The organism is Thioalkalivibrio sp. ALD1, assembly GCF_000381245.1.
In the GTDB taxonomy this organism is placed as follows: domain Bacteria; phylum Pseudomonadota; class Gammaproteobacteria; order Ectothiorhodospirales; family Ectothiorhodospiraceae; genus Thioalkalivibrio.
In genome coordinates this window covers 1-25328 of the sequence record NZ_KB906247.1, presented here as the reverse complement: position 1 = coordinate 25328, position 25328 = coordinate 1, and the positions used below count along the sequence as shown (strand labels likewise).

The 25328-nt window shown below is 65.8% G+C and carries 21 protein-coding genes and 3 tRNA genes; 18 read left to right on the top strand and 6 right to left on the bottom strand.

The window, feature by feature from the left end; genetic code table 11:
* The first annotated feature begins 2 nt into the window (after positions 1 to 2).
* From murD to lpxC, 10 genes are all read left to right on the top strand, one after another.
* The gene (gene murD / locus F623_RS0111390; protein WP_018868653.1) at positions 3 to 1349 is read left to right on the top strand and encodes a UDP-N-acetylmuramoyl-L-alanine--D-glutamate ligase; all 1347 of its coding nucleotides are present in this window, start codon (positions 3 to 5) and stop codon (positions 1347 to 1349) included.
* Positions 1346 to 2548 (top strand): putative lipid II flippase FtsW, encoded by a 1203-nt coding sequence (ftsW, locus tag F623_RS0111385; protein WP_018862600.1) that lies wholly within the window; start codon positions 1346 to 1348, stop codon positions 2546 to 2548. Before murD ends, ftsW begins: the two co-directional genes overlap by 4 nt.
* Positions 2545 to 3645, top strand: a complete 1101-nt coding sequence (gene murG, locus F623_RS0111380) for an undecaprenyldiphospho-muramoylpentapeptide beta-N-acetylglucosaminyltransferase (protein ID WP_018862601.1) — start codon at positions 2545 to 2547, stop codon at positions 3643 to 3645. The genes ftsW and murG overlap by 4 nt, the downstream gene beginning before the upstream one ends.
* Positions 3642 to 5078, top strand: coding sequence for a UDP-N-acetylmuramate--L-alanine ligase (murC, locus tag F623_RS0111375; RefSeq protein ID WP_018868654.1), 1437 nt, complete (start codon positions 3642 to 3644; stop codon positions 5076 to 5078). Before murG ends, murC begins: the two co-directional genes overlap by 4 nt.
* The gene (gene murB / locus F623_RS0111370) at positions 5075 to 6034 is read left to right on the top strand and encodes a UDP-N-acetylmuramate dehydrogenase (protein ID WP_018868655.1); all 960 of its coding nucleotides are present in this window, start codon (positions 5075 to 5077) and stop codon (positions 6032 to 6034) included. Before murC ends, murB begins: the two co-directional genes overlap by 4 nt.
* The gene (locus F623_RS0111365) at positions 6031 to 6972 is read left to right on the top strand and encodes a D-alanine--D-alanine ligase (RefSeq protein WP_018868656.1); all 942 of its coding nucleotides are present in this window, start codon (positions 6031 to 6033) and stop codon (positions 6970 to 6972) included. The genes murB and F623_RS0111365 overlap by 4 nt, the downstream gene beginning before the upstream one ends.
* 59 nt (positions 6973 to 7031) lie before the next feature.
* Positions 7032 to 7754, top strand: a complete 723-nt coding sequence (locus F623_RS0111360; RefSeq protein ID WP_018868657.1) for a cell division protein FtsQ/DivIB — start codon at positions 7032 to 7034, stop codon at positions 7752 to 7754.
* 23 nt (positions 7755 to 7777) lie between these two features.
* Positions 7778 to 9013, top strand: a complete 1236-nt coding sequence (gene ftsA, locus F623_RS0111355) for a cell division protein FtsA (RefSeq protein WP_012983558.1) — start codon at positions 7778 to 7780, stop codon at positions 9011 to 9013.
* 91 nt (positions 9014 to 9104) lie between these two features.
* Positions 9105 to 10262: a cell division protein FtsZ gene (gene ftsZ, locus F623_RS0111350; protein ID WP_018862606.1), complete on the top strand. Its 1158-nt coding sequence runs from the start codon at positions 9105 to 9107 to the stop codon at positions 10260 to 10262.
* 120 nt (positions 10263 to 10382) lie between these two features.
* Entirely contained in the window at positions 10383 to 11306 is a 924-nt protein-coding gene (lpxC, locus tag F623_RS0111345; protein WP_231367711.1) for a UDP-3-O-acyl-N-acetylglucosamine deacetylase, read from the top strand.
* A 26-nt stretch (positions 11307 to 11332) separates the two neighbouring features.
* Here lpxC and F623_RS0111340 read toward each other — a convergent pair whose 3' ends face one another.
* Positions 11333 to 11761 (bottom strand): DciA family protein, encoded by a 429-nt coding sequence (locus F623_RS0111340; protein WP_018868658.1) that lies wholly within the window; start codon positions 11759 to 11761, stop codon positions 11333 to 11335.
* Between the two features lie 48 nt (positions 11762 to 11809).
* On the opposite strand from F623_RS0111340, the gene F623_RS0111335 reads away from it, so the two are divergent.
* From F623_RS0111335 to F623_RS0111320, 4 genes are all read left to right on the top strand, one after another.
* Positions 11810 to 12700 (top strand): M23 family metallopeptidase, encoded by an 891-nt coding sequence (locus tag F623_RS0111335; RefSeq protein ID WP_018868659.1) that lies wholly within the window; start codon positions 11810 to 11812, stop codon positions 12698 to 12700.
* Between the two features lie 127 nt (positions 12701 to 12827).
* On the top strand, positions 12828 to 15614 hold the full coding sequence (secA, locus tag F623_RS0111330) for a preprotein translocase subunit SecA (RefSeq protein WP_018868660.1): 2787 nt from the start codon (positions 12828 to 12830) through the stop codon (positions 15612 to 15614).
* A gap of 10 nt (positions 15615 to 15624) precedes the next feature.
* Complete coding sequence (gene argJ / locus F623_RS0111325) at positions 15625 to 16836, top strand: bifunctional glutamate N-acetyltransferase/amino-acid acetyltransferase ArgJ (protein WP_026278777.1); 1212 nt, start codon at positions 15625 to 15627, stop codon at positions 16834 to 16836.
* On the top strand, positions 16817 to 17794 hold the full coding sequence (locus F623_RS0111320) for a Nudix family hydrolase (RefSeq protein WP_018868661.1): 978 nt from the start codon (positions 16817 to 16819) through the stop codon (positions 17792 to 17794). The genes argJ and F623_RS0111320 overlap by 20 nt, the downstream gene beginning before the upstream one ends.
* A 40-nt stretch (positions 17795 to 17834) precedes the next feature.
* On the opposite strand, the gene zapD is transcribed toward F623_RS0111320, so the two are convergent.
* From zapD to pilB, 5 genes are all read right to left on the bottom strand, one after another.
* Positions 17835 to 18605, bottom strand: coding sequence for a cell division protein ZapD (gene zapD, locus F623_RS0111315; RefSeq protein WP_018862613.1), 771 nt, complete (start codon positions 18603 to 18605; stop codon positions 17835 to 17837).
* 147 nt (positions 18606 to 18752) lie between these two features.
* The gene (gene coaE, locus F623_RS0111310) at positions 18753 to 19364 is read right to left on the bottom strand and encodes a dephospho-CoA kinase (protein ID WP_018862614.1); all 612 of its coding nucleotides are present in this window, start codon (positions 19362 to 19364) and stop codon (positions 18753 to 18755) included.
* A gap of 4 nt (positions 19365 to 19368) precedes the next feature.
* Entirely contained in the window at positions 19369 to 20232 is an 864-nt protein-coding gene (locus F623_RS0111305) for an A24 family peptidase (RefSeq protein ID WP_018868662.1), read from the bottom strand.
* A 315-nt stretch (positions 20233 to 20547) separates the two neighbouring features.
* Positions 20548 to 21759 carry a type II secretion system F family protein gene (locus F623_RS0111300; protein WP_018868663.1) on the bottom strand — a complete coding sequence of 404 codons (1212 nt, stop codon included), beginning with the start codon at positions 21757 to 21759 and terminating at the stop codon, positions 20548 to 20550.
* A gap of 51 nt (positions 21760 to 21810) precedes the next feature.
* The gene (pilB, locus tag F623_RS0111295; RefSeq protein ID WP_018862617.1) at positions 21811 to 23529 is read right to left on the bottom strand and encodes a type IV-A pilus assembly ATPase PilB; all 1719 of its coding nucleotides are present in this window, start codon (positions 23527 to 23529) and stop codon (positions 21811 to 21813) included.
* A gap of 218 nt (positions 23530 to 23747) precedes the next feature.
* Between pilB and F623_RS0111290 the strand changes: the two genes are divergently transcribed.
* The 4 genes from F623_RS0111290 to tuf all read left to right on the top strand — a co-directional run.
* Positions 23748 to 23832, top strand: a tRNA-Tyr gene (locus F623_RS0111290).
* 56 nt (positions 23833 to 23888) lie between these two features.
* Positions 23889 to 23962 (top strand) — tRNA-Gly (locus F623_RS0111285).
* A 44-nt stretch (positions 23963 to 24006) separates the two neighbouring features.
* A tRNA-Thr gene (locus tag F623_RS0111280) sits at positions 24007 to 24082 on the top strand.
* Between the two features lie 65 nt (positions 24083 to 24147).
* A partial coding sequence (gene tuf / locus F623_RS0111275; RefSeq protein ID WP_018862618.1) for an elongation factor Tu occupies positions 24148 to 25328 on the top strand: 1181 nt, incomplete at its 3' end.

The following is a 25328-nucleotide window of genomic DNA, read 5'->3' as shown; positions in this document are numbered from 1 at the left end:
CCATGTCGAAGCCACAGCCGCACAACCTGATCGTGGGAACCGGAGCGACGGGGCAGTCCGTCGCCCGATTCCTGCGTGCGCGTGGTGAGGCCTTTGCGATCACCGACACGCGTCGCGATCCACCGGCGCTGGCGGCCGGGGTCGACGCCACTTGGCTGGCCGAGGCCTGGGCCGGACCGCTGGACGGGCTTGAGACCTCTCGCTATGAGCGGCTGATCGTCTCCCCGGGTGTTGCGCTAGAGCACCCGGGCGTCGAACAGGCTCGCACAGCGGGTGCGGTGATCACCGGTGACATCGACCTGTTTGCAGAAGTGGCACGGGCTCCGGTTATCGCGATCACCGGTTCCAACGGCAAGAGCACGGTCACCGCCCTGGTAGGTGAGATCCTGAGGGCCACCGGCCGCAACGTAGCGATCGGCGGTAACTTCGGCACCCCGGCGTTGGATCTCCTGGACCCGGCGGTGGAGGTCTATGTCCTGGAACTGTCGAGCTTCCAGCTCGAACGCAGCGAGCACCTGGCGCCGGCCGGAGCCGCGATTCTGAATATCTCGCCCGATCACATGGATCGCTATCCGGACCTCGGCGCTTATATTGGGGCCAAGGCCCGCATCCTCGATCGCGCGGCTCGGGGCGTGCTCAACCGCGATGACCCCTGGCTGCGCGAGTTGCCGCTGCCGGCCGGCCTGCGCGTGGTCTCGTTCGGGCTGGATGCCCCGCTGGCCTTGACCGACTTCGGCGTGACCACGGGCGAGGCCGAACCAGATCTGGTGCGTGGCGAGGAACGCCTGTTGTCCACCGCGCGCCTGCGTTTGCGCGGGCAACACAACTGGGCCAATGCCCTGGCCGCGCTGGCGCTGGCGTGGCCGTGGCTGGAGTCGCCGCAGCAACGCGCAGAGGCGCTGGCTGCGCTGGCCGATTTCGCGGGCCTGCCGCACCGCTCGCAGTGGATCGCGCGGGTGGCCGAGGTCGACTACATCAACGATTCCAAGGGCACCAACGTGGGCGCGACCCTCGCCGCGCTGCGGGGCACGCCGGGGCCGCTGGTACTGATCGCCGGCGGCCAGGGCAAGGGGCAGGACTTTTCGCCGCTGGCTGACTACGTACCCGGCAAGGTCCGGGGCGTGGTGCTGCTTGGCGAGGATGCCCCGTTGATCGCCCGGGCGCTGGCCTCAGTGGTGCCGGTTCAGCGGGTGGACGACATGACTGCCGCCGTCGAGCAGGCGGCCGCCTGGGCGCAGCCCGGCGACACCGTACTGCTCTCGCCGGGTTGCGCGAGCCTCGACATGTACGAGAACTACCAGGCACGCGGCGACGATTTCGCGCGGGCCGTGCGGGAGCGAGCGGCATGAGTACCGGATCGCTGCCCCTCGGCCTGCCTTCGCGCGACTCGCTCGACGGGTTGCGCAACAGCGTGGATCTCCCGCTGCTGGCCGCGTCCGCGTTGCTGCTGGGGCTTGGCCTGATCATGGTGGCTTCTGCCTCGATGGATCTCGGCGAGCGCTACTTCGCCAATACCTGGCACTTCTTCCAGCGCCAGGTTCTGTTCGCTGCCATCGGGTTGGCGCTGGCAACGCTCATGTGGACGGTCCCGCTGCAGCGCTGGGAGCGCGCCGGGCCGTGGTTACTGATCCTGGTGATGGTGCTGCTGATAGCGGTGTTGCTGCCGGGCGTGGGCCGGACGGTTAATGGTGCCACCCGCTGGATCCCGATCGGCATGTTCAATCTCCAGGTGGCCGAACCGGTGAAGCTGCTGGTGGTGATGTACCTGGCCGGCTACATCGTGCGCCACTACTCCACTCTGCGGCTGCACCTGCTGGGCTTTGTACGTCCTCTGGTCGTACTCGGGTTCGGGACGGTGCTCCTGCTGCTGCAACCGGACTTTGGCGGCGCGGCCATCATGCTGGCGATCGGCATGGGCATGCTGTTCCTGGCTGGCGCCAAGTTGTGGCAGTTCGTCGCGCTGGGCGCGACCATCGCGGTGGGGATGGCGTTCGTCGCGGTGGCCGCCCCTTATCGGGTCGCGCGTCTGACCGCGTTCCTGGACCCCTGGCAGGACCCGTTCGCGACCGGCTTCCAGCTGACACAGTCGCTGATCGCGATCGGCTCGGGTGGCTGGTTCGGTGCCGGTCTGGGGAACAGCGTGCAGAAGCTGTTCTACCTGCCGGAGGCCCACAACGACTTCCTGTTCGCGGTCTTCGCCGAGGAGTTCGGATTTGTCGGTGTGATTGCCCTGATCGCGCTGTTTGCAGTCGTGGTCTGGCGCTGCGTGAAGATTGGACTCTGGGCGGAGCGTGCGGGCCATGCATTCGGTTCGCACCTGGCCTTCGGCGTCGCAATCTGGCTGGCGCTGCAAAGCGCTCTCAACGTCGCCGTCAACATGGGCCTGCTGCCGACCAAGGGTATGACCCTGCCGTTTCTCAGCTACGGCGGCAGTTCGCTGATCGTCTCGCTGATGGCGATCGGTCTGGTGATGCGGGTTTATCGCGAGGCGCAGATCCCGGCCCCGCGCCAGTCGACCTCGCCGCGGCGCAAGAGGGGGCGGGCATGAACAATCCCCTGCGCATCCTGATTATGGCCGGCGGTACCGGCGGACACGTATTTCCGGGACTGGCCGTCGCCGAGGCCCTGCGCGCCCGTGGCGCCGAGGTCCTCTGGCTGGGCAGCGCGCGCGGGATCGAGACGCGTCTGGTGCCTGCGGCGGGAATCGAGCTGCACACCCTTCCGATCAGTGGGGTGCGCGGCAAGGGCCTGATGGGGCTGCTGCTGGCGCCCTGGCGCCTCGGGATCTCGCTGTGGGCGGCGTTGGCCCTGATTACCCGGTTGCGCCCGGCCGCGGTGATCGGCTTTGGTGGCTTCGCGGCCGGTCCCGGTGGCCTGATGGCCGCCGCGCTGGGCCGCCCGCTGGCGATCCATGAGCAGAACGCGGTGGCTGGTCTGACCAACCGCTGGCTGGCGCGCATCGCGGACCGGGTCTATGCGGGCTTCGATCATGCCTTCCCGGAGCGCCATACGGTGACCGTAGTGGGCAATCCGGTGCGCGCGGAGATTGCCGCGTTGCCGGAGCCGGAGCAGCGCTTCGACGAGCGGTCCGGCCCGCTGCGGCTGCTGATACTGGGTGGCAGCCTTGGGGCGCGCTCGCTGAACCGCATCGTGCCGGCGGGGCTCGAGCAGGCCCGCGACGCGCAGCCGCTGATCATTCGCCACCAGGCCGGGGAGCGCACGCTGGACGAGGCGCGCGCGGCCTATGCCGAGACCGCACTGGAATATGAGGTAACCCCGTTCATCGACGACATGGCCGAGGCCTATGCCTGGGCGGATCTGGTGATCTGCCGCGCTGGTGCGTTGACCGTGGCCGAGGTTGCGGCGGCCGGGGTCCCGACCTTGTTCGTGCCCTATCCGCATGCGGTCGACGATCACCAGACCGCGAATGCCCGCGCCCTGGTCGAGGCGGGTGCGGCCTGGTGCCTGGCGGATGCCGATCTGACGCCCGAGCGGATCGCCAAGATCGTGCGTCCGTTGGGGCGCGAGGCCCTGCGCGCGCGCGCGCGCCTGGCCCGCGAACAGGCCTGCCCGGACACCGCCGAGCGTCTGGCCGAGGCCTGCCTGGAGATGGCCAATGCCCGGCGCGGGAGGAAGAGCTCATGAACGCCCCGCGCCTGCCACGCCACGCGATGCGCCGCATCCGCCGTATTCACTGTGTCGGGATCGGTGGTTCCGGCATGAGCGGGATCGCCGAGGTCCTGCATCAGCTGGGCTACGAGGTCTCCGGATCGGATCTCGGCCAGTCCGCGATGGTCGCGCGACTGACCGGCATGGGGATCCCGGTGGCACCCGCTCATACGGAAGAGAACGTTGCCGAGGCCGATGTGCTGGTGGTGTCCAGCGCGATCGATCCCTCCAACCCCGAGGTGCAGGCGGCCCGCAGCCGTGGGATTCCGATCGTGCGCCGCGCGGAAATGCTCGCGGAGCTGATGCGCTTTCGCTACGGCATCGCAGTGGCCGGTACCCACGGCAAGACCACCACGACCAGCCTGGTGGCAAGCGTCCTCGCCGAGGCCGGCATGGATCCCACCTTCGTGATTGGCGGTCGGCTGAACAGCACCGCCAGTCACTCGAACCTGGGGGCGGGCGACTACCTGGTGGCCGAGGCCGACGAGAGCGACGCCTCGTTCCTGCATCTGCAGCCGATGATCAGCATCGTGACCAACATCGATGCCGACCACCTCGGGACCTACGGCAACGACTTCGGCAACCTGCGGGCGACCTTCCTGGAGTTCCTGCACCACCTGCCGTTCTATGGCATCGCCGTGCTGTGCGCGGACGACCCGCAGGTGCGCGATCTCTATCCCGAACTGGAGCGCCCGCGTCTGACCTACGGCATCGAGGCGGAAGCCGATGTGCGCGCCCTGAACGTGCGCCAGGAAGGCGTGCGCATGTTCTTCGACCTGAAGCTGCCGGGGCAGACCGCGTTCCCGGTCACCCTGAACCTGCCCGGGCGGCACAACGTGCTCAACGCCCTGGCCGCGGCGGCCGTCGCGCACGAGCTGGAGGTGGCCCCTGCGGCGATCCAGGCGGCGCTCGAGCGCTTCCAGGGGATCGGGCGGCGCTTCCAGGTGCAGGAGTTCGAGACCGCGCAGGGCCCGCTGACCCTGGTCGACGACTACGGCCATCACCCGCGCGAGATTGCGGCGACCCAGGCCGCGGCGCGCGACGCCTGGCCCGACCGGCGGCGTATCACCGTGTTCCAGCCGCACCGCTATACCCGCACCCGCGACCTGTTCGAGGATTTCGCCGAGGCCCTGTCCGAGGCCGATGTGCTGATCCTGCTGGAGGTGTATCCCGCTGGCGAGGAGCCGATTCCCAGCGCCGATGGCCGCAGCCTTGCCCGCGCGATCCGTCTGCGCGGGCAGGTCGAGCCGGTGTTCGTCGAGCATGCGGCCGACGTCGCCGACGTCCTGTCGGGGATGCTGAAGTCGAACGACGTCGTGATCACCCAGGGGGCCGGCGATATCGGCCGGCTGGCCAGCCTGTTGCCGGAACAACTGGGGGCGAAGAAACGCCCCGGGAGTGCGACATGATGGCGGCGCGAGCGGTGGAACCGGTGAACGGCCCGTTTTCCCACGCCCCTCGGGGCGAGGTACGGCCCGATGCCCCGCTGGCAGGGCTGACCTCCTGGCGTGTGGGCGGTCCGGCCGACTGGCTGTTCCGGCCGGTGGACCGGGACGATCTCGTGTCGGCGCTGGCGGATCACGCCCGTTATGCCGCCGCGATGCCGGTGACCTTCCTGGGGCTGGGCAGCAATGTACTGATCCGCGATGGCGGCATCGAAGGGCTGGTGGTCCACCTGTCCGGGGTGCTCAACGAGCGCGAGCGCCTGGAGGGCAACCGCGTGCGCCTGGGTGCGGGACTCGCCTGCGCCCAGGCCGCACGGTTCTGTGCTCGCGAGGGCCTGGTGGGCGGTGAGTTCCTGGCCGGCATCCCGGGCACCCTGGGCGGGGCACTGCGCATGAACGCGGGGGCCTGGGGCGGCGAGATCTGGCCGCTGGTCGAGTTGGTATCCACCGTGGATGCCACCGGACAGGAGCACCAGCGCGAGCCGGACGAGTACCGCATTGGCTATCGCAGCGTCGAGGGCCCGGACGAGTGGTTTATCGGCTGTGTGCTTCAGCTGGAGCCGGGCGATCCGGCCGCTGGCACGGCGCGCATCAAGGAGCTACTGCGCGAGCGCTCACAGAAGCAGCCGCTGGGCCTGCCGTCGTGCGGATCGGTGTTCCGCAACCCGCCCGGCGATCACGCCGCGCGCCTGATCGAGGCGGCGGGACTGAAGGGCCTGCGCCACGGCGGCGCGGAGATCTCCTCCAAGCACGCGAACTTCATTACCCACGATGGCTCGGCGCAGGCCGCCGACATCGAATGGCTGCTGCGGCACGCGCAAAGCGAGGTCGAGCGGCGCTTTGGTGTACGCCTGGAGCCCGAAGTGCGGCTGCTGGGTCGACCGGGTCCCATGGACGAGACAATCGAGGGAAGGCAATGAGCAGGCGCAAACCGGAAGAATATGGACGCGTGGCGGTCCTGATGGGCGGCTGGTCCGGCGAGCGGGACATCTCGCTCAAGAGCGGCAATGCCGTGCTGGCCGCGCTACGTCGCCAGGGCGTCGATGCCCATGCCGTTGATCTCACCCGCGAGACGGCGCGCTGCTTGGCGCTGGAGGGCTACGACCGGGTGTTTATCGCGCTGCATGGCGAGTGCGGCGAGGACGGGACGCTGCAGGGCTGCCTTGACATGGCCGGCATGCCCTATACCGGGACCGGGGTCCTCGGCTCGGCGCTGGGCATGGACAAGCTGGCCTGCAAGCGCCTGTGGGCGGGGACGAACCTCCCGAGTGCGCCCTATCGGCTGTTGACGCCGGGTTTCGATCCGGAGGCGGTGGCCGACGCCCTCGGCCTGCCGCTCATCGTCAAGCCCGCGCGCGGTGGTTCCAGCCTGGGTATCACCCGAGTTGATCGTGCCGAGGACCTGCCGGCTGCCTTTGATGCGGCGCGCGTGCAGCCGGGGCAGGTGTTCGCCGAGCAGTGGATCACTGGCCGCGAATACACGGTTGCGGTGCTCGGTAACGAGCCCCTGCCGGTGATCGAGATCCGCGCGGCGACCGGATTCTACGACTACCACGCGAAGTACGAGGCGGACGATACCGGCTACCTGTGCCCGCCCCCGGACCTGTCGCGCAGCGCCCAGCTGGAGCTGCAGTCGCTGGCGATCGCCGCGTTTGCTGCGCTCGAGGGCTGCGGCTGGGGCCGGGTGGACATCCTGCAGGACGAACACGGCGAGAACTTCCTGATCGAGGTGAACACCATCCCCGGCATGACCGATCACTCGCTGGTGCCGAAGGCGGCCGCGCAGGCGGGCATCGATTTCGACGAGCTGTGTCTGCGCATTCTCGATTCCAGCTTTGAATGCGGGGGGCTGCGTTGAGCGCCCGACGCACAACGCGACCCGCGCGGCGGCCGGAAGGCCCGTCGCGCCTGCAGGCCATGGCGGGGCCGGGGCTGCGACTGCTCGCCGGCATGGGGCTGGCGGGTGCGCTGGTGCTGGGCTTCAGCCTGTGGCTGCACTTCGACCCGGATCAGCATCTGCCGATCGGCTCCATCCAGATCACCGGCGAGCCGCGTCATGCCGACACCGACGCGATCCTCGAACAGGCGCGGGCGCACGCACCCGGATTCGTGGGTACGGACCTTGAGGTACTGCGAGAGGAGCTGCAGGCGATGCCCTGGGTGGACGCGGTGCAACTGCGTCGGCGCTGGCCGGACACCCTGGAGATTCATGTGACCGAGCCAGTTCCGGTGGCCCAGTGGGGCGACGACCACCTGGTCGACCGCCATGGGCGCCTGTTCGGGCCGGTGGATCTCGCCGTTTGGGATTTCCTGCCGGCACTCGCTGGGGAAGACGGCCGCCAAGTCGTGCTGATGCACCGCTACCTGGAAGTTTCCGCGCGCCTGGCCGACGCCGGGTTCGAGGTGGTGGGCGTTCACGAGGGCAAGCGGCATGACTGGACCATCCACCTGGCCGATGGCGCCGAGGTCCTGATGGGCCGTGACGTGAATCTGAACCGGCTGGGCCAGTTGGTACGCGCGGCTCCGGCCCTGCGGGCGCGTGAGGACGCCCCGATTACACGAGTGGACCTGCGTTACCCGCACGGTCTGGCCGTGGCCTGGGCCGAAGAAGCGGACAACAACGGCGGCAACGCCCGATGACACGAACGACAGGACGCAGAAAGATGATGGCAAAGAAGTCGGAACCCGGACTGATCGTTGGCCTGGATGTCGGCACCTCGAAGATCGAGGCGATCGTCGGCGAGCTGACCGACGAGGGCGAGATCGAGATCATCGGCATCGGCTCCTCGCCGTCGCGCGGGCTGAAGAAGGGTGTGGTCGTCAACATCGAGTCCACCGTCCAGTCGATCCAGCGCGCGGTCGAGGAGGCCGAGCTGATGGCCGGCTGCGAGATCCACTCGGTCTACACCGGGATCGCCGGTTCCCACATCAAGAGCTACAACTCCACCGGCGTGGTCGCGATCAAGGACGGCGAGGTGGTCGCCGGCGACGTCGATCGGGTGATCGATGCCGCCCGCGCGATCGCGATCCCGGCCGACCAGCGCATCCTCCACGTGCTGCCGCAGGAATACATCATCGACGAGCAGGAGGGCATCCGCGAGCCGATCGGGATGTCCGGGGTGCGGCTGGAGGCCAAGGTGCACCTGGTCACCGGCGCGGTGTCCGCGGCGCAGAACATCGTCAAGTGCGTGGAGCGCTGCGGGCTGCGGGTGGACGACATCATCCTCGAACAGCTCGCCTCCAGCTATTCGGTGCTCAGCGAGGACGAGAAGGACCTGGGCGTCTGCCTGGTGGACATCGGCGGCGGGACCACCGACATCGCGGTGTTCGCCCACGGCGCGATCATGCACACCGCGGTGATCCCGATTGCCGGGGATCAGGTGACCAACGACATCGCGGTCGCCCTGCGCACGCCGACCCAGTACGCCGATGAACTCAAGATCAAGTACGCCTGCGCGCTGCGCACGCTGGCCGACCCGGGCGAGACCATCGAGGTCCCGGGTGTCGGCGATCGCGCCGCGCGCCGGCTGTCGCGCCAGACGCTCGCCTCCGTGGTCGAGCCGCGCTACGAGGAACTGCTGCAGCTGGTGCAGGCGGAACTACGCCGCAGCGGTACCGAGGAAATGATTGCCGCCGGGGTGGTGCTTACCGGCGGCTCGTCCCGAATGGAAGGTGTGGTGGACCTTGCCGAAGAGGTCTTTCACATGCCCGTACGCCTGGGGGTGCCGCAACGCGTCACCGGGCTCCTGGATGTGGTGAAGAACCCGATCCACGCGACAGGGGTGGGGCTGCTGCTCTACGCCCGCGAGTCGCGTGCGGAACAGGAGGCCCGGCCCGTGAGCAGCGGGTTCCAGGGTGTATGGGCGCGCATGAAGCGCTGGTTTTCCGGCCAGTTCTGATGACCAGAACCGCCGGGGTTATGGGGGTCGGACCGCTCTCCGACCATAGGCAAACGACTGACATGTACACACGAACCGAGAGGACGCAGCCATGACGTTCGAACTGATGGATACCTTTAGCCAGAACGCCACGATCAAGGTCGTTGGTGTTGGGGGTGGTGGCGGCAATGCCGTACAGCACATGGTTCACTCGCAACTCGACGGCGTGGACTTCATCTGCGCCAATACCGATGCCCAGGCCCTGAAGAGCCTGGACTCCAAGACGCTGTTGCAGCTGGGCGGCGACATCACCAAGGGCCTGGGTGCCGGGGCCGATCCGTCGGTCGGGCGCGAGGCGGCCCTGGAAGACCGCGAGCGCATCCAGGACCTGCTCCAGGGTGCGGACATGGTGTTCATTACCGCCGGTATGGGTGGCGGTACGGGCACCGGTGCGGCCCCGGTCGTTGCGCAGATCGCCAAGGAGATGGGCATCCTGACGGTCGCGGTGGTCACCAAGCCGTTCCCGTTCGAGGGCAAGAAGCGCATGCAGGTGGCCGTGTCCGGGATCAAGGCGCTGACCGAGCAGGTCGATTCGCTGATCACCATCCCGAACGAGAAGCTGCTGACCGTGCTGGGCAAGAACACCACGCTGCTGGATGCCTTCAAGGCCGCCAACGACGTGCTGTTCGGTGCGGTGCAGGGGATCGCGGAGCTGATCACCCGTCCCGGCCTGATCAACGTCGACTTTGCCGACGTGCGCAACGTGATGCGCGAGATGGGCATGGCGATGATGGGTACCGGCACGGGTACCGGCGAGGATCGTGCGCGTCAGGCTGCCGAGGCCGCGATTGCCAGCCCGCTGCTCGAGGATGTCGATATCTCCGGTGCCCGCGGGATTCTGGTGAACGTCACCGGGGGCATGGATGTCGGTATCGGCGAGTTCGAGGAGGTCGGTGAAGCGGTGAAGGCCCTCGCCTCCGAGGATGCGACCGTGGTGGTCGGTACCGTGATCGATCCCGAGATGAGCGACGAGCTCCGCGTGACCCTGGTGGCCACCGGTCTGGGCGCCCAGTCGTCCCAGCAGGAGCGCCCACAGGTGCGCGTCGTCGATGCCCAACCGAAGCGCGCAGTGGGTTCCGATGTCGAGGTGGACCTCGATCAGCCGACGGTCAAGCGCCGCGGCGGGGACAACCTTGCGGTCGACTACAACCAGCAGCAGGGCATTGATGTGCTGGATATTCCGGCATTCCTGCGCAAACAAGCCGACTGAGCAAGGGGCCGCATGCAGGGAGAGCGGAAACTTGCAATAATGCGGTAATCGTTGTGTGCATGAGGAGCCCGGGAGGGCCCGGGCTCCACTATGCACTTTAAAAACAAGAGGTTATCTGCGTTGATTCGACAAAGAACGCTGAAAAACAGCATTCGGGCCACTGGCGTGGGTCTGCATACCGGGGAAAAGGTCGTGCTGACGTTGCGACCGGCGCCGGTGAATACCGGGATCGTCTTCCATCGAAGCGACCTGGACCCCGTCGTGGAAATCCCGGCCCGTGCGGAGAACGTGGGCGACACGCGCTTGTCGACAACGCTGGTCAAGGGAGACGTGCGCGTCTCCACAGTGGAACACCTGCTCTCCGCGATCGCGGGGCTGGGCATCGACAACCTGCACGTGGATGTCAGTGCCGCCGAGGTCCCGATCATGGACGGCAGTGCCGGGCCGTTTGTATTCCTGTTGCAGTCCGCCGGGCTGAAGGAACAGGACGCCCCCAAGGAATTCATCCGGGTGAAGCGCAGCGTGGAAGTCCGCGAGGGCGACAAATGGGTGCGCTTCGACCCCTATGACGGGTTCAAGGTCGGTTTCTGCATCGACTTCGAACACCCGATGTTTACCGACGGAAGCCAGCGCGCCGAGCTGGACTTCTCGTCCACCTCCTTCGTGAAGGAGGTTTCGCGTGCCCGGACCTTCGGGTTCATGCGCGACATCGAGGCCCTGCGCGCCAATCAGCTGGCACTGGGTGGCAGCCTGGACAACGCAGTAGTGCTCGATGACTACAAGATCCTGAACGAAAACGGTCTGCGCTATGACAACGAGCTGGTCAAGCACAAGATCCTCGACGTGGTCGGTGATCTGTACCTGCTGGGCCACAGCCTGATCGGTGCGTTCACGGGCCACAAGTCCGGACACGCCCTCAACAATCAGTTGATTCGCCAACTGGCTGCGGACCAGACGGCCTGGGAAAAGGTCACCTTCGAGGACCCCTCGGAGCGACTGCCGATTTCCTTCGGGCAGTTGGCGCCAACGATCGCTGGCAGTTAGGACGGTCCTGTCCTGTGCAGCGAGGGCTAGCGTCGCTGCGGGGGCAATGCCGCCAGGCGTTTTAGTGCCTCGGCCAGTTCCGGGTCGCTGACCGAGCGCGCGGTCTGCATGAGTAGCGAGCGGGCCGACTCCGGGATCTCGCGCTGGACCGCGACCGCCTCGGGTTGCGGCGCGCGCGGCGTGCTGTCGAGCCGGATGCGCACCTCGGCAGGGGCCTCGATGCCGGCCGCCGCGAGCGTCTTGAGTAATTCGCGCTGCTGGAAGCGGATCTCGGTTGCCAGGGCGCGATCGGCGCAGACCGCGATCAGGGTGGCCCCCTGTCGCGTCAGCGCCAGGCGTCCGCTCTGCAACTCGTCTCCGACCAGCGGGGCGAGGGCGCGTTCCAGTTCCCGGTCGCGGGAACAGTGAGCGCTCAGGTCCGCCGCGACAAAGCGGTTCGCGGGGCGCGGCATCATCGACGCGGCTCCGCGAACACTGACAGTACAAGAGTGATTGAGAAACGCATGCAACTGATCGTACTACGACCGGATGGCTTTTGTACCCGACTGCCATTTCGTACCGCCCTGATCCTTGGCTTCACGATGCTCGCCCTGGTGGTGGCCTCGGTCGGCGCTGCCTACTGGGTCGGACAGCAACAGCGCGAGGTCATCCAGGTCCCGGTGGTGCCGGGCAGCGACCAGGCCGTGATCGAGGCCGCCGAGCGTGAGGTCGCGCACGAGGGCCTGAAACATCTGGCGGAGCGTGTGGTTGCGCTGGAGCGCCAGCTTGCTCGTGTGGATCTGCGTATGCGTTCGGTCGGCGAGACCCTCGACCTGGATCTCTCCGAGCTGGGGCTCGCGATGGGTGGGCAGGGTGGCCCCGAGCTCGAGGGCCCGAATTCCCCTGTTGCGATGGATGAACGCCTCCAAGCCCTGGAACGCCTGCTCAACCGGCACCAGGCGTCAGTGGCCCTGATCGACGACACACTGCGCGAGGATGCCTCGCGTGAGGCCCTGCTCCCGCAGCTCATGCCGGTGGACGACGAGGCCTGGATCAGTTCCGCGTTTGGGTATCGCAACGATCCCTTTACGGGTGAGCGGCGCTTCCATTCCGGCATGGATTTCGCCGGTAGCCATGGATCTGAGATCCGTGCCGCCGGTGGTGGGATCGTCGTGTTCTCGGGCAAGCGCGACGCCTACGGCAAGATGATCGAGATCGACCACGGGGGTGGCCTGCGTACCCGCTATGCCCACAACTCGGAGCTACTGGTCGATCCCGGGCAGCGGGTGAGCGCCGGTGACACCATCGCGCGGATGGGCCGTACGGGGCGTGCCACCGATACGCACCTTCATTACGAGGTGCTGAAAGCCGGGCAGGCAGTCAACCCCTACGATTTCCTGCCCTCGGACGATTAAGCTAGCGTCCACTGAACGTTGAAAACCTTTCCCGGCTCCGCCACCGCGCAGCTGGTGGGCGGATGGTTTATCCTAGATAGGTTTCGGACAACGGCGGGTTCTAGCAAACCCCCTCAAGCGGATCCCTATGGTCAAGCAGCTCGTACAGAAGTTCTTCGGCAGTCGCAACGACCGCATCATCAAGCGTTATCGCAAGCAGGTCGAGCAGATAAACGCCCTGGCGGAAGCCACGGAGGCCCTGCCACGCGAGGAGCTTCGCAGCAAGACCACGGAACTGCGCCAGCGCGCCCAGGACGGCGAGTCTCTCGACAAGCTGCTGCCCGAGGCCTTTGCAGTCTGCCGGGCCATGAGCGTCCATGTGCTCGGCATGCGCCATTTCGATGTGCAGCTGATCGGTGGCATGGTCCTGAACGACGGGCGCATCGCCGAGATGCGTACCGGTGAAGGCAAGACCCTGGTCGCCACGTTGCCGGTGTACCTCAACGCCCTGACTGGTGATGGCGTACATGTGGTTACGGTCAACGACTACCTGGCCCGCCGCGATGCCGCCTGGATGGGGCGGCTCTATCACGCCCTGGGGTTGAGCATTGGCGTGGTCAACTCCTCCGGGGGGCAGGGTGTCGATACGTCTTCGTATCTCTACGACCCGGAGTACAAGGCCGAGGAAGGGGGGATGGACCACCTGCGTCCCGTGACCCGCCGCGAGGCCTATGCCGCGGATATCACCTACGGCACCAACAACGAGTTCGGCTTTGACTACCTGCGCGACAACATGGCCTTCTCGGCCGATCAGCGCGTGCAGCGCGGGCTCAATTTCGCAGTAGTCGACGAGGTCGACTCGATCCTGATCGACGAGGCCCGGACCCCGCTGATCATCTCCGGCCCCAGCGGCGACAGCTCCGAGCTGTATGAGCGGCTGAACAAGATCCCGCCCCAGCTCACCCGTCAGGAGGACGAGGAGAGCGAGGGCGACTACTACGTCGACGAGAAAGCCAAGCAGGTCTTTTTGAGCGAGGACGGTCACGAGAAGGCCGAGCAGTTGCTGCGCGAGGAGGGCTTGCTGGAGGAATACCAGTCCCTGTACGACGCCGGTTCGATCCAGGTCCTGCATCACCTGAACGCCGCGCTGCGGGCCCACGCCCTGTTCCATCGGGATGTCGACTATCTGGTGCGCGACAACAAGGTACAGATCATCGACGAATTCACCGGCCGTATCATGGGCGGCCGGCGCTGGTCCGAGGGCCTGCATCAGGCGATCGAGGCGAAAGAGGGTGTGCCGATTCAGCGTGAAAACCAGACGCTGGCTTCGATCACCTTCCAGAACTACTTCCGTCTGTACGAAAAGCTGTCTGGCATGACCGGGACCGCGGACACCGAGGCCTACGAGTTCCAGACGATCTATGGTCTCGAAGTCGTGGTGGTGCCCGGCAACAAGCCGCTGGTGCGCGACGACATGCAGGACCTCGTCTATCTGACCCAGGAGGAGAAGTACCAGGCGATCATCAAGGAGATCCAGTGGTGCGTGGATCGTGGCCAGCCCGTGCTGGTCGGCACCGCATCCGTCGAGGCCTCCGAGCGCCTGGCCCAGGCCCTGAAAAAGACCGGGATCAAGTTCGAGGTGCTCAACGCGAAGCAGCACGAGCGCGAGGCCGCGATCATTGCCCATGCCGGGCGCCCGGGCGCGATCACGCTGGCGACCAACATGGCCGGTCGCGGGACCGACATCGTGCTGGGCGGATCGCTGGATGCCGAGCTGGCCGAGGCGGATCCGGACGACACCGAGACGCAGGAGAAGATCAAGGCCGACTGGCAGAAGCGCCACGATGCCGTGCTCGAGTCCGGCGGCCTGCACATTATCGGTTCCGAGCGCCACGAATCCCGCCGTATCGACAACCAGTTGCGTGGTCGTTCCGGGCGCCAGGGCGATCCGGGGTCCAGCCGCTTCTTCCTCTCGCTGGAAGACAACCTGATGCGGGTGTTCGCCTCCGAGCGCGTGCGCGGGCTGATGCAGCGCCTGGGCATGAAGGAGGGCGAGGCGATCGAGAACGCCTGGGTCTCGCGCGCGATCGAGAACGCCCAGCGCAAGGTCGAGGCGCACAACTTTGATATCCGCAAACAACTGCTGGAGTACGACGACGTCGCGAATGACCAGCGGCGGGTCATCTACGAGCAGCGGGCGGAACTGCTGACCACCGAGGACATCAGCGATACCATCGACGCGTTGCTCGGCGACGTGGTCAATGCCCAGATCAGCGAGTACATCCCGCCGGGCTCGATCGAGGACGAATGGGACGTCGCGGGCCTGGAGCAGGCCCTGGCCGGGGAGTTCGGGATCGAGCTTCCCGTGAAGCAGTGGCTGGAAGATGAGGACGATCTGCACGAGGAGCCGCTGCGCGAGCGCATTGTCGAGCATGCCCGCACGCTGCTCGCCGGCAAGCGCGAACAGCTGGGCGACACCACGATGAATCGCCTGCAGCGCGACATGATGCTGCAGGTTCTGGATACCCAGTGGAAGGAACATCTGGCGGCGATGGATTACCTGCGTCAGGGCATCGGGCTGCGCGGGTACGCGCAGCGCAACCCGAAGCAGGAATACAAGAAAGAAGCCTTTGCGATGTTCCAGACCCTGCTGGAGCGCATCAAGCACGATGTCATCAAGTACTTGCTGCGCATCCAGCTGCGTTCACCCGAAGAGGTCGAGGCGTTGCAGCCGAAAAAGAAGGCGCCGGCCGAGTCGGACATGAAGTTCCAGCACGAGAACCCGGACAGCGCGCTGAATACCGGGACGGGGGAACGCGAGCCGGTGGCCACTGGCGATACGCCTTATCGTCGGGAGGGCCCCAAACTCGGTCGCAACGAACCCTGCTGGTGCGGTTCGGGCAAGAAGTACAAGCAGTGCCACGGCAAGCTCTGAGCGTCTAGGTATGGCCGTTGGGCTGCAACCCCCGGATACATTACTGCCGGTGCCGGGCATCCGTCTGGCCACGACGGCAGCGGGTATCCGCTACGCCGGACGCGATGACCTGGTGTTGATCGACGCGGGGCCGGATGCCGCCATTGCCGCGCTGTACACCACCAACGCCTTCTGCGCTGCTCCGGTCATCGTGGCCCGCGACCACCAGGCTGTGACTTCGGGCCGCTGGCTGCTGATCAACGCGGGCAACGCCAATGCCGGTACCGGCGAGCCGGGACTCGCCGCTGCGCGGGCCTGCTGCGAGGCGGTCGCCGATGTGGTGGGTGGCGAAGCTCGCACGGTGTTGCCGTTTTCCACCGGCGTGATCGGCGAGCCATTGCCAGTCGAGCGGATCACCACGGCCTTGCCTACACTGTACGCCGCTATGGTCCCGAATGGCTGGATGCAGGCGGGCCGCGCAATCATGACCACGGATACCGTGCTCAAAGGCGGCAGTCGTCGCATCGAGCTCTCGGGCGGTAGCGTGACTCTGACCGGGATCGCCAAGGGCTCGGGGATGATTCACCCGAACATGGCCACCATGCTCGGGTTCATCGGGACCGATCTCGCCATCACCGAAGCCGATCTGCTGCCTTTGCTGCGCGAAGCGAATGCGGACAGTTTCAATGCCATTACGGTGGATGGCGATACCTCCACCAACGATGCGCTCGTCTGCATGGCCTCGGGTGCCAGTGGTGCGGCGCTGGCCACGACCGAGGACCGCGAGGCCTTTACGCGCGCTCTCGGGGGGCTGTGCCTCGAACTCGCCCAGGCGATCGTGCGTGACGGTGAAGGTGCGACCAAGTTCGTGACCGTGGTGGTTGAGTCGGCACGTGACGAAGCCGAGGCCGCACGGGTGGCCGAAACCGTGGCCCTGTCGCCCCTGGTCAAGACCGCTCTGTTCGCGTCCGATCCCAATTGGGGGCGCATCCTGGCCGCAGTCGGTCGCGCCGGCGTCACGGATCTGGTGATCGAGCAGGTCGCCATCACCGTAAATGATGTCGAGATTGTGCGCGGGGGCGGGCGTTCCCCGGGCTACACCGAGGCAGCCGGGCAGCAGGCCTTCGCGCAGGACGAGATCGAGATCCGCATCGCGCTCGGTCGAGGTCCCGCAGTCGCCCGCAAGTACACCTGTGACTTCTCCCACGAGTACGTTCGTATCAATGCCGAATACCGGTCCTGAGCCGGTGGATCCCGACTCTCCACTGGAAGTTGCGGTGGGGCTGGTCCTTGATGCGACGGGGCGGGTTCTGGTCAGCCGTCGGCTGGCGGGCCGGCACCTGGCCGGCTTCTGGGAGTTTCCTGGCGGCAAGATCGACTCGGGCGAGAGCGCCTTCGCGGGCCTCGCGCGCGAGCTGCACGAGGAGCTCGGGATTCTCGTTCATGCGGGTGTTCAGTGCCTGACCGTGCGTCATGACTTTTCCGAGTGCTCCGTGGCCCTGCGCGTGTTCCGGGTGACGGACTGGTCGGGCGAGGTGCATGGCCGCGAGGGCCAGGAATGGGCCTGGCGTGATCCCGGCACTCTGGACCCGACGGATTTCCCCGCCGCCAACCATCCGATGTTCCAGGCCCTGGTCCTGCCGCATCGCTATCTGATCACCCCGGAGCCCACTAGTGCGGCGGAGATCCCGACGGTGGTCGAACAGGTCCAGGCGGCGCTGGCTCGCTTGACCAGCCCCATGTTGCAGGTGCGTGCCCCGAGTCTGGGGCGGGCGGATTACCGTGCCCTGATCGAGCCGCTGTATGGCTTCGCCCATGCCCGTGGCATCCCGCTACTCGCGAATGCACCGTGGGCGTGGGTAGACGATCTCCCGGGTGTGGGCTGGCACCTGCCGGAACGGCGCTGGCGTGAGTGCTCCGCGCGCCCGGTGGTGTCGGGACCGGTAGCCGCTTCGGTGCACGATGCCGAGGGGCTGTCCATGGCCACCCGGTTGGGGCTCGATTTCGCGGTCTTGAGTCCGGTCCGGGCCACCGCATCCCACCGTGGTGTGCCCGGTATGGGATGGGAGGCGTTTGCCGAGCAGGTGCGCGAGGCGGGAATCCCGGTTTATGCCCTTGGTGGCATGCAGGAGGGTGACCTGGAGCGCGCTCGGGCCCTTGGCGCGCAGGGTATCGCGGCGATCCGGGGATTGCTGGGCTAAGCCTCTCGCTCAGGGTCGAGTTGGGGGGCGTGCCGCGGGCTTACAGGGCGCAGCAGCACAGCTGGAATTCGATGTCTCTCGCCGCTGGGACGGGGCGGCTGCGAAAGTCCTCGGGGGAAAAAAACCGTACCGTGAAGCGCTGGCGTCCGGCGCTGATCTCCGGATAGTACCCCAGGTCGGGGTCGACACTGACCCGGATCAGCTGCCATGCATGACTCGTATCCAGGCTGCGTTCGAAATAGCCGTCTTCGGCGAGTGCTGACTCGGAACGCCCGGAGCGGCGCATGTAGGACAATACCTGGATGGTCGCTTCCGCGACCGTGTTGAGTGGCTCGAACCACTCCAGTAGCAGTGCGGTCCGTTCCTGGGAGCTCTGGGCCAGCCAGTGGTGGTAGATCGGCAGATCGAAATCGAAGGCCCCTCCAGGCAGGGCCATGCGCTGGCGCACGCTGTTGAAGAACTCGTTACCGCGTACCCGGTGGTCGAGTGCACCCGCCTGGGCCTCCAGCGCCGTGTGCAGGCGTGTCTGGGCCTCCATCGTCTCGGTAAAGCGCTCGGGGTCGACGCCGGGCTGGTGCGTGAGTCGGTTCAGATTCGCCGTCTGGCGCTCGATCTCGCCCATCAGTTCGCGCTTGATGTCGACGCGTGTGACCAGGGCATAGATGTCGACCAGCGATACGAGTGCCTCGTGGTGGTCGAAGGGCCGGCCGGATTCCAGGGCGTCGCCGAACCGCTGCGCCAGGGCCTCCAAACGCAGCAGCAGTCGCACACGTTCATGCAGCGGTTGTTCGAAGGTGAGCAATTGGATCACGGGCGGCCCGTCCGGCTTGGGTTCGCAGTGTTGCGGGGCAACGAGGTTTCGGCAGTATCCGGTATTCCGGGGGCGACTTTCCACCCGGTCCGGAAAGACGTCGGAACTGCACGCGGCTCGTGGCCGTATTCCGGACCGCGTACGAAGTTACCCATCACCCGTTTCGTCACGCAACTGCCTGTGCAGCGCGGCCACCTGCTGACGCAGGTTTTCATCAGTGGTCGCGCTGTCATTGGTGATGAGGTGGTCGGCCCGCTGCCGGCGCTCCTCCGGGGTCAACTGGCAGTCCATGATCGCCTGTATTTCAGCGTGGCTGCGACCGTCGCGAGTCACGACCCTTTCAATCTGTTCCGCTGGCTCGCAGTCGACTACGATGACCTCGTCAAACCCGTTCTCCCATCCGGCCTCGAACAAGAGTGGCACGACGATCAGGATATAGCCGGTGGCGTCTGGCAGTTCGCGGAGTCGCCGTTCCAGCTCCGCGTGCACGGCCGGGTGCACCAGTGCTTCCAGTGCCTTGCGCTCGTCCGGCTGCGCAAAGACCCGTGCGCGCAAAGCCCCGCGATCCAGCCGGCCGCGGGCGTCCAGTATGCCCGGGCCAAAACGGCGGACAATTGCCGCATGCAGGTCGTGGCCGGGCTGCTGCAGTTCACGGGTGATCCGATCGGCATCCACGACCGGCACCCCCAGGCTGGCGAACAGTCCGGCGACGCGGCTCTTGCCGCAGCCAATCCCCCCTGTCAGTCCGACCCGACGCATGAAACTAGAGCCCCTGTGGGAAGTAGAGCGCCACCAGCGTATCGCCCCAGATCAGCGCCAGCCACCCGGCGGCCGCCAGATAGGGCCCGAATGGGATCGGGATATTGCGGTCGCGCCCGCGCAGGAGGATCAGCAGGATGCCGACGATCGCCCCGACCAGGGAGGCCAGCAGCAGGATTACCGGCAGGGCCTGCCAGCCGAGCCATGCGCCCAGTGCGGCGAGCAGCTTGAAATCGCCATACCCCATGCCCTCCTTGCCGGTGGCCAGGCGAAAGCCATGATAGATCAGCCACAGGACCAGGTAGCCGGCGGCCGCTCCGATCACGGCCGACTGCAGATCGGTGAAGGTGCCCGGGATATTGACCAGTAGCCCCAGCCAGAGCAACGGCAGGGTCAGTTGGTCCGGGAGCAGGGTGGTGCGCGCGTCGATTCCGGCGGCGGCGATCAGAATGCCGGTGAAAATCAGCGCCAGCAGTGCCGTCGTGTCGGCTCCGAAGTGCCAGATGGTCAGGGCAAACAGGGCCGCGGTGAGGATCTCGACCAACGGATACTGCCAACTGATGGCCGTGCCGCAGCCCGGACAGCGGCCGCGCAGCCAGAGAAAGCTGAGCACGGGGATATTCTCGTGCGCGCGGATCGGCCGCTCGCAGTGGGGACAGCGCGAACGCGGGCGCAGCAGGTCGAACGGGGTGTCGTCCGCCGGGGGCTCCTGTTCCAGGATGGCCCGCGCCTCGGCATTCCAGCCACGCTCCAGCATTACCGGCAGCCGGGCGATCACCACGTTCAGAAAGCTGCCGATCAGCAGCCCGAATACCGCTGCGACCGCGATTGCCCAGGGTGGCGACAGGAACTCTTCCGTGCCGAGCATCCTAGGGAAGCCCTGACCAATGTGCACGCTCGCGCTCGAGTCGCTTTTGCGTGCGAACAAGGCGCGGCGACTGCCGTGCAGTCATTCTGCACAAGGGAGCCGCAACGCCGTGCGCGCGCCCGTTTTTAATAACAACGGGCGGCCGAGCCCCTGCTTTCAATGGTTTGTGGGGTTGGTACCCCAGGTTCCTCGATACGGCGTTGCGCCCCGAATCAACCGAAAACGGGCGGGTAGAACCACTACCCGCTGCACGACGAGCCTTGTCTCGGAAAACCTGGGGTACCAACGTGAGTGTGTACATTGGTCAGGGCTTCCCTAGATGACCTGACCCATCTGGAAGATGGGCAGGTACATCGCGATCACCAGGCCGCCGACCAGTACGCCGAGTACGACCATGATCAGGGGTTCGAGCAGGCTCGAGAGACTGTCCACGGCGTTGTCCACCTCGGCCTCGTAGAAGTCCGCCACTTTCGCCAGCATCGAGTCCAGCGAGCCGGATTCCTCGCCGATCGCGACCATCTGCACGACCATGTTGGGGAACACGCCGGTGTTGCGCATCGACCACTGCAACTGGGCCCCGGCCGAGGTTTCGTCCCGCATGCGCAGCGTGGCCTCGCGATACAGGGCGTTGCCGGTGGCGCCGGAGACCGAGGTGAGGGCATCGACCAGTGGTACACCGGCCGAAAACATGGTCGACAGCGTTCGCGCGAAGCGGGCGATCGCGGCCTTGCGCAGGATCGGACCGAAGGCCGGGGCCTTTAGGATGGCGATATCGAGAAAGCGCGCGAACCGGGGTGAACGCTGTCGAGTCTGCATGAAGGCGAAGCCGATCGCGACCATGGCCGCGAGAATCAGCCACCACCAGGACTGCACAAACCCCGAGAGATCGACCACCATGCGGGTAAAGACCGGCAGGTCCGCGCCAAAGCCCTGGAATAGCGATTCGAACTGCGGGACCACGTAGATCAGCAGGATGGCCGTGACCACGATCGCGACCACGATGACCGCTGCCGGGTAGAACATCGCCTTGCGGATCTTGGCCTTCAGCGCCTCGGTCTTTTCCTTGTAGGTGGCCACCTTGTCCAGCAGGGTCTCGAGCGTCCCCGCCTGCTCGCCGGCCTCGACCAGATTGACGACCAGGTCATCGAAGTACTTGGGCTGCTTGGCCAGCGCGGCGGCAAAGGTCTCGCCGCCCTCGACGTCGGCCTTGAGCTTGAGTACGAGATCGCGCATCGCCGGCTTCTCGTTGCCTCGCCCGACGATCTCGAACGCCTGAACCAGCGGCACGCCGGACTGCAGCATCGTGGTCATCTGCCGCAGGAAGTAGGCGATGTCCGCGGGGACGATCTTCTTCTTGCCGGCGGAAAAGAGCGATTTCGGTTTCTTGCGAATCTTGACGACATTGATGCCGTTCTTGCGCAGCTCGGAGCGTGCGACGGCTTCGCTGTCGGCCGGGGTCTCGCCCTTGACCCGGTCGCCGTTCTTGTTCAGTCCTTCCCAAGCGTAGATTGTCCCGGAATCGGCCATCTACCTGTCCCCCTGTGCTGTTGACCCGAACCGGAGCCCTTCCGGCGTCTCCTAGTCCTTGGTCACGCGGTTAACTTCCTCGAGGCTGGTCATCCCTGCCATGACTTTCATCAGGCCGGCGCGACGCAGATCCTCGACCCCTTCCTTTTCGGCCTGCTGGGCCAGCTGCATGGAGTTGTAGCCCTCCAGAATGCCGCGCTGCATTTCTTCGCTGATCGGCATGACCTGATAGATGCCGACCCGTCCCTTGTAGCCGTTCGTGCACTGATCGCAGCCCACCGCCCGGTAGGCTGTGACTCCGGCCTGGATGTCGGCGTCGGTGAAGCCCTCCTTGCGCAGGACCTCTTCCGGGAGATCCTCCGGTTCCTTGCAGTTAGTGCACAGTCGGCGCGCCAGGCGCTGCGCGATGATCAGCAGGATCGAGGAGGCGATGTTGTAGGGGGGTACCCCCATGTTCGCCAGTCGGGTCAGGGTCTGCGGGGCGTCGTTGGTATGCAACGTGGAGAGGACCAGGTGCCCTGTCTGTGCGGCCTTGATCGCGATCTCCGCGGTCTCCAGGTCGCGAATCTCCCCCACCATGATGACGTCGGGATCCTGGCGCAGGAAGGCTCGCAGGGCACTGGCGAACGTCAGTCCGACTTTTGGGTTGATGTTGACCTGGTTGACCCCGGGCATGTTGATTTCCGAGGGGTCCTCTGCTGTGGAGATATTGCGGTCCGCCGTGTTCAGAATCCCGAGACCGGTATACAGCGAGACGGTCTTCCCCGAGCCGGTCGGACCGGTCACCAGGATCATTCCGTAGGGGCGCTTGAGTGCCTGGAGATAATCCTCTTTCTGGTGTTCCTCGTAGCCGAGCTGGTCAATGCCCATCTGGGTGCTGCTCGGGTCGAGGATACGCATGACGATCTTTTCGCCGTACAGCGTGGGCAGCGAGGAAACACGGAAGTCGATCGAGCGCGTGCGCGAGAGTTTCAGCTTGATGCGCCCGTCCTGCGGTACCCGCCGTTCGGCGATGTCCATGCGTGACATGACCTTCACGCGCGCGGTGATGCGCGGCGCCAGGTTGTTGGGTGGGTGAGCGACCTCGTGCAGTACCCCGTCGATGCGGAAGCGCACGCGAAAGTCCTTTTCGAACGGCTCGAGGTGGATGTCCGATGCCTTGCGGTTGATCGCGTCCATCAGCAGTTTGTTGACGAAACGCACCACCGGTGCATCGTCCACCGCGTCGGCTGCGTCCGGAGACTCCTGGTCTTCGCCGCCGCCGGATTCGATCGCGAGGTTCTCGAGATCGTCGTCCCCGAGATCGTCCATCAGTGACGAGGCGGCGCTCAGCGCGCTGTCGATCAGGCGGTCAAGCTTGTGCCCCTCCACCAGCACGGCCTCAACGGGCATCCCGGTAGCGAACTTGAACTCGTCGGTCGCGCCCAGGTTGGTGGGGTCGGAGACGGCAATGTAAAGCCGGTTGCCGCGCTGCATGATCGGCAGGGCGTGGTGCTTCTGGATCAGCTTCTCGTTCAGGTGATCCTTGGGCAGCAGCTCTGGATCAAAGCATGACAAATCCAGTACCGGCAGCCCGAATTCCTCGGCGGCGGCCTCGGCCAGACGGGCTTCGGAAACCTGCCCCTTGCTGGCGAGCAGGGGCATTAGCGGGGTCTGCTGAGCGCGCGATTCCTCGGCGATCTGGGCAGCAATATCTTCTGCGATCAGGCCAGCGTCCACCAGACGCTTGGCCAGACCCGGCAGGCGGGGCGCCGTTGTCGTGTTGGGCATGGGCGTCTACGCGCGAATCCTTGTCCTTAATAAACACACTCTACGTGCGTCTGCGGTGGAATGGAAACCGTCAGACGTCGGGTATGAGCCAGACCATGGGGGAGTGAGGAAGGGGTGGCTCCGGGTGCCCGCGGCGCGGATCACATCCAGTGTGTCGCGTATGCAATCCTCGCTTGACGCTGCGCTTCGCGCTGGTTCAGAATACGCGGCTTGATCGAGGAGGGATACCCAAGCGGTCAACGGGGGCAGACTGTAAATCTGCTGGCTCAGCCTTCGGAGGTTCGAATCCTCCTCCCTCCACCATCGGGTTTTCAAGCCAGCGGCCTGTAGCGGGCGGTGGTTCGGCAAGCCAGGGTTCTGCGGGTGTAGTTCAATGGTAGAACCTCAGCCTTCCAAGCTGATGATGTGGGTTCGATTCCCATCACCCGCTCCAATTGATCCGAACGGTTCGGGTCTGCCCCTGGCCAGGTAAGTCAGGCTCATGTAGCTCAGTCGGTAGAGCACTTCCTTGGTAAGGAAGAGGTCACCGGTTCAAATCCGGTCATGAGCTCCAAATTTTGTAAGTCAGCGTACAACCTGCGTCGCTTGTGAAAGCGTCACGATCCGGGGAAGCGAGAGATGTCCAAGGAAAAGTTCGAGCGTAAGAAGCCGCATGTGAATGTGGGGACGATTGGTCATGTGGACCATGGCAAGACCACGCTGACGGCGGCGATGACGGCGGTGCTGGGCAAGAAGTACGGCAGTGAGGCCCGTGCGTTTGACCAGATCGACAATGCGCCGGAAGAGAAGGCGCGCGGGATTACGATTGCGACCGCGCACGTGGAATACGAGTCTGACGTTCGTCACTACGCGCATGTGGACTGCCCCGGGCACGCGGACTACGTGAAGAACATGATCACGGGTGCGGCGCAGATGGACGGCGCGATCCTGGTGGTGTCGGCGGCCGACGGCCCGATGCCGCAGACGCGCGAGCACATTCTGCTGGCGCGTCAGGTGGGCGTGCCGTACATCGTGGTGTTCCTGAACAAGGCCGACATGGTGGACGACCCCGAGCTGCTTGAGCTGGTCGAGATGGAAGTGCGCGATCTGCTGTCCTCGTATGATTTCCCGGGTGACGACACTCCGGTGGTCACCGGTTCCGCGCTGAAGGCGCTGGAAGGGGACGACAGCGAAGTGGGCGCGCAGGCCATTTACAAGCTGGTCGAGGCGATGGACAGCTGGATTCCGGAGCCGGAGCGCGCGGTGGACGGTGACTTCCTGATGCCGGTGGAAGACGTGTTCTCGATCTCTGGTCGCGGCACGGTGGTGACGGGTCGTATCGAGCGCGGTGTGGTCAAGGTGGGCGAGGAGATCGAGATTGTCGGGATCCGCGACACCCAGAAGACCACCGTTACCGGTGTGGAGATGTTCCGCAAGCTGCTGGACCAGGGCGAAGCGGGCGACAACGTGGGCGTGCTGCTGCGTGGTACCAAGCGCGACGAGGTGCAGCGTGGCCAGGTGCTGTGCAAGCCGGGTTCGATCACCCCGCACACGCACTTCGAAGCCGAGGTGTACATCCTGGGCAAGGACGAGGGCGGCCGTCATACCCCGTTCTTCAATGGCTATCGCCCGCAGTTCTATTTCCGGACGACGGACGTGACGGGCTCGGTGGAGCTGCCGGAAGGCACCGAGATGGTGATGCCGGGTGACAACGTGAAGATGACCGTGTCGCTGATCAGCCCGATCGCGATGGAAGATGGTCTGCGCTTTGCGATCCGTGAAGGCGGCCGCACCGTCGGCGCCGGCGTCGTATCCAAGAT

Excerpts from the sequence above, each read along its gene's own strand:
- F623_RS0111340 (WP_018868658.1), bottom strand. The coding sequence starts at position 11,761 with ATGATGCCGCGCCCCGCGAACCGCTTTGTCGCGGCGGACCTGAGCGCT.
- ftsZ (WP_018862606.1), top strand. The coding sequence starts at position 9,105 with ATGACGTTCGAACTGATGGATACCTTTAGCCAGAACGCCACGATCAAG.
- F623_RS0111320 (WP_018868661.1), top strand. The coding sequence starts at position 16,817 with ATGCCGAATACCGGTCCTGAGCCGGTGGATCCCGACTCTCCACTGGAA.
- F623_RS0111360 (WP_018868657.1), top strand. The coding sequence starts at position 7,032 with ATGGCGGGGCCGGGGCTGCGACTGCTCGCCGGCATGGGGCTGGCGGGT.
- ftsA (WP_012983558.1), top strand. The coding sequence starts at position 7,778 with ATGATGGCAAAGAAGTCGGAACCCGGACTGATCGTTGGCCTGGATGTC.
- murC (WP_018868654.1), top strand. The coding sequence starts at position 3,642 with ATGAACGCCCCGCGCCTGCCACGCCACGCGATGCGCCGCATCCGCCGT.
- F623_RS0111365 (WP_018868656.1), top strand. The coding sequence starts at position 6,031 with ATGAGCAGGCGCAAACCGGAAGAATATGGACGCGTGGCGGTCCTGATG.
- F623_RS0111305 (WP_018868662.1), bottom strand. The coding sequence starts at position 20,232 with ATGCTCGGCACGGAAGAGTTCCTGTCGCCACCCTGGGCAATCGCGGTC.
- argJ (WP_026278777.1), top strand. The coding sequence starts at position 15,625 with ATGGCCGTTGGGCTGCAACCCCCGGATACATTACTGCCGGTGCCGGGC.
- murB (WP_018868655.1), top strand. The coding sequence starts at position 5,075 with ATGATGGCGGCGCGAGCGGTGGAACCGGTGAACGGCCCGTTTTCCCAC.
- murD (WP_018868653.1), top strand. The coding sequence starts at position 3 with ATGTCGAAGCCACAGCCGCACAACCTGATCGTGGGAACCGGAGCGACG.
- F623_RS0111300 (WP_018868663.1), bottom strand. The coding sequence starts at position 21,759 with ATGGCCGATTCCGGGACAATCTACGCTTGGGAAGGACTGAACAAGAAC.
- F623_RS0111335 (WP_018868659.1), top strand. The coding sequence starts at position 11,810 with ATGCAACTGATCGTACTACGACCGGATGGCTTTTGTACCCGACTGCCA.
- secA (WP_018868660.1), top strand. The coding sequence starts at position 12,828 with ATGGTCAAGCAGCTCGTACAGAAGTTCTTCGGCAGTCGCAACGACCGC.
- ftsW (WP_018862600.1), top strand. The coding sequence starts at position 1,346 with ATGAGTACCGGATCGCTGCCCCTCGGCCTGCCTTCGCGCGACTCGCTC.
- coaE (WP_018862614.1), bottom strand. The coding sequence starts at position 19,364 with ATGCGTCGGGTCGGACTGACAGGGGGGATTGGCTGCGGCAAGAGCCGC.
- pilB (WP_018862617.1), bottom strand. The coding sequence starts at position 23,529 with ATGCCCAACACGACAACGGCGCCCCGCCTGCCGGGTCTGGCCAAGCGT.
- murG (WP_018862601.1), top strand. The coding sequence starts at position 2,545 with ATGAACAATCCCCTGCGCATCCTGATTATGGCCGGCGGTACCGGCGGA.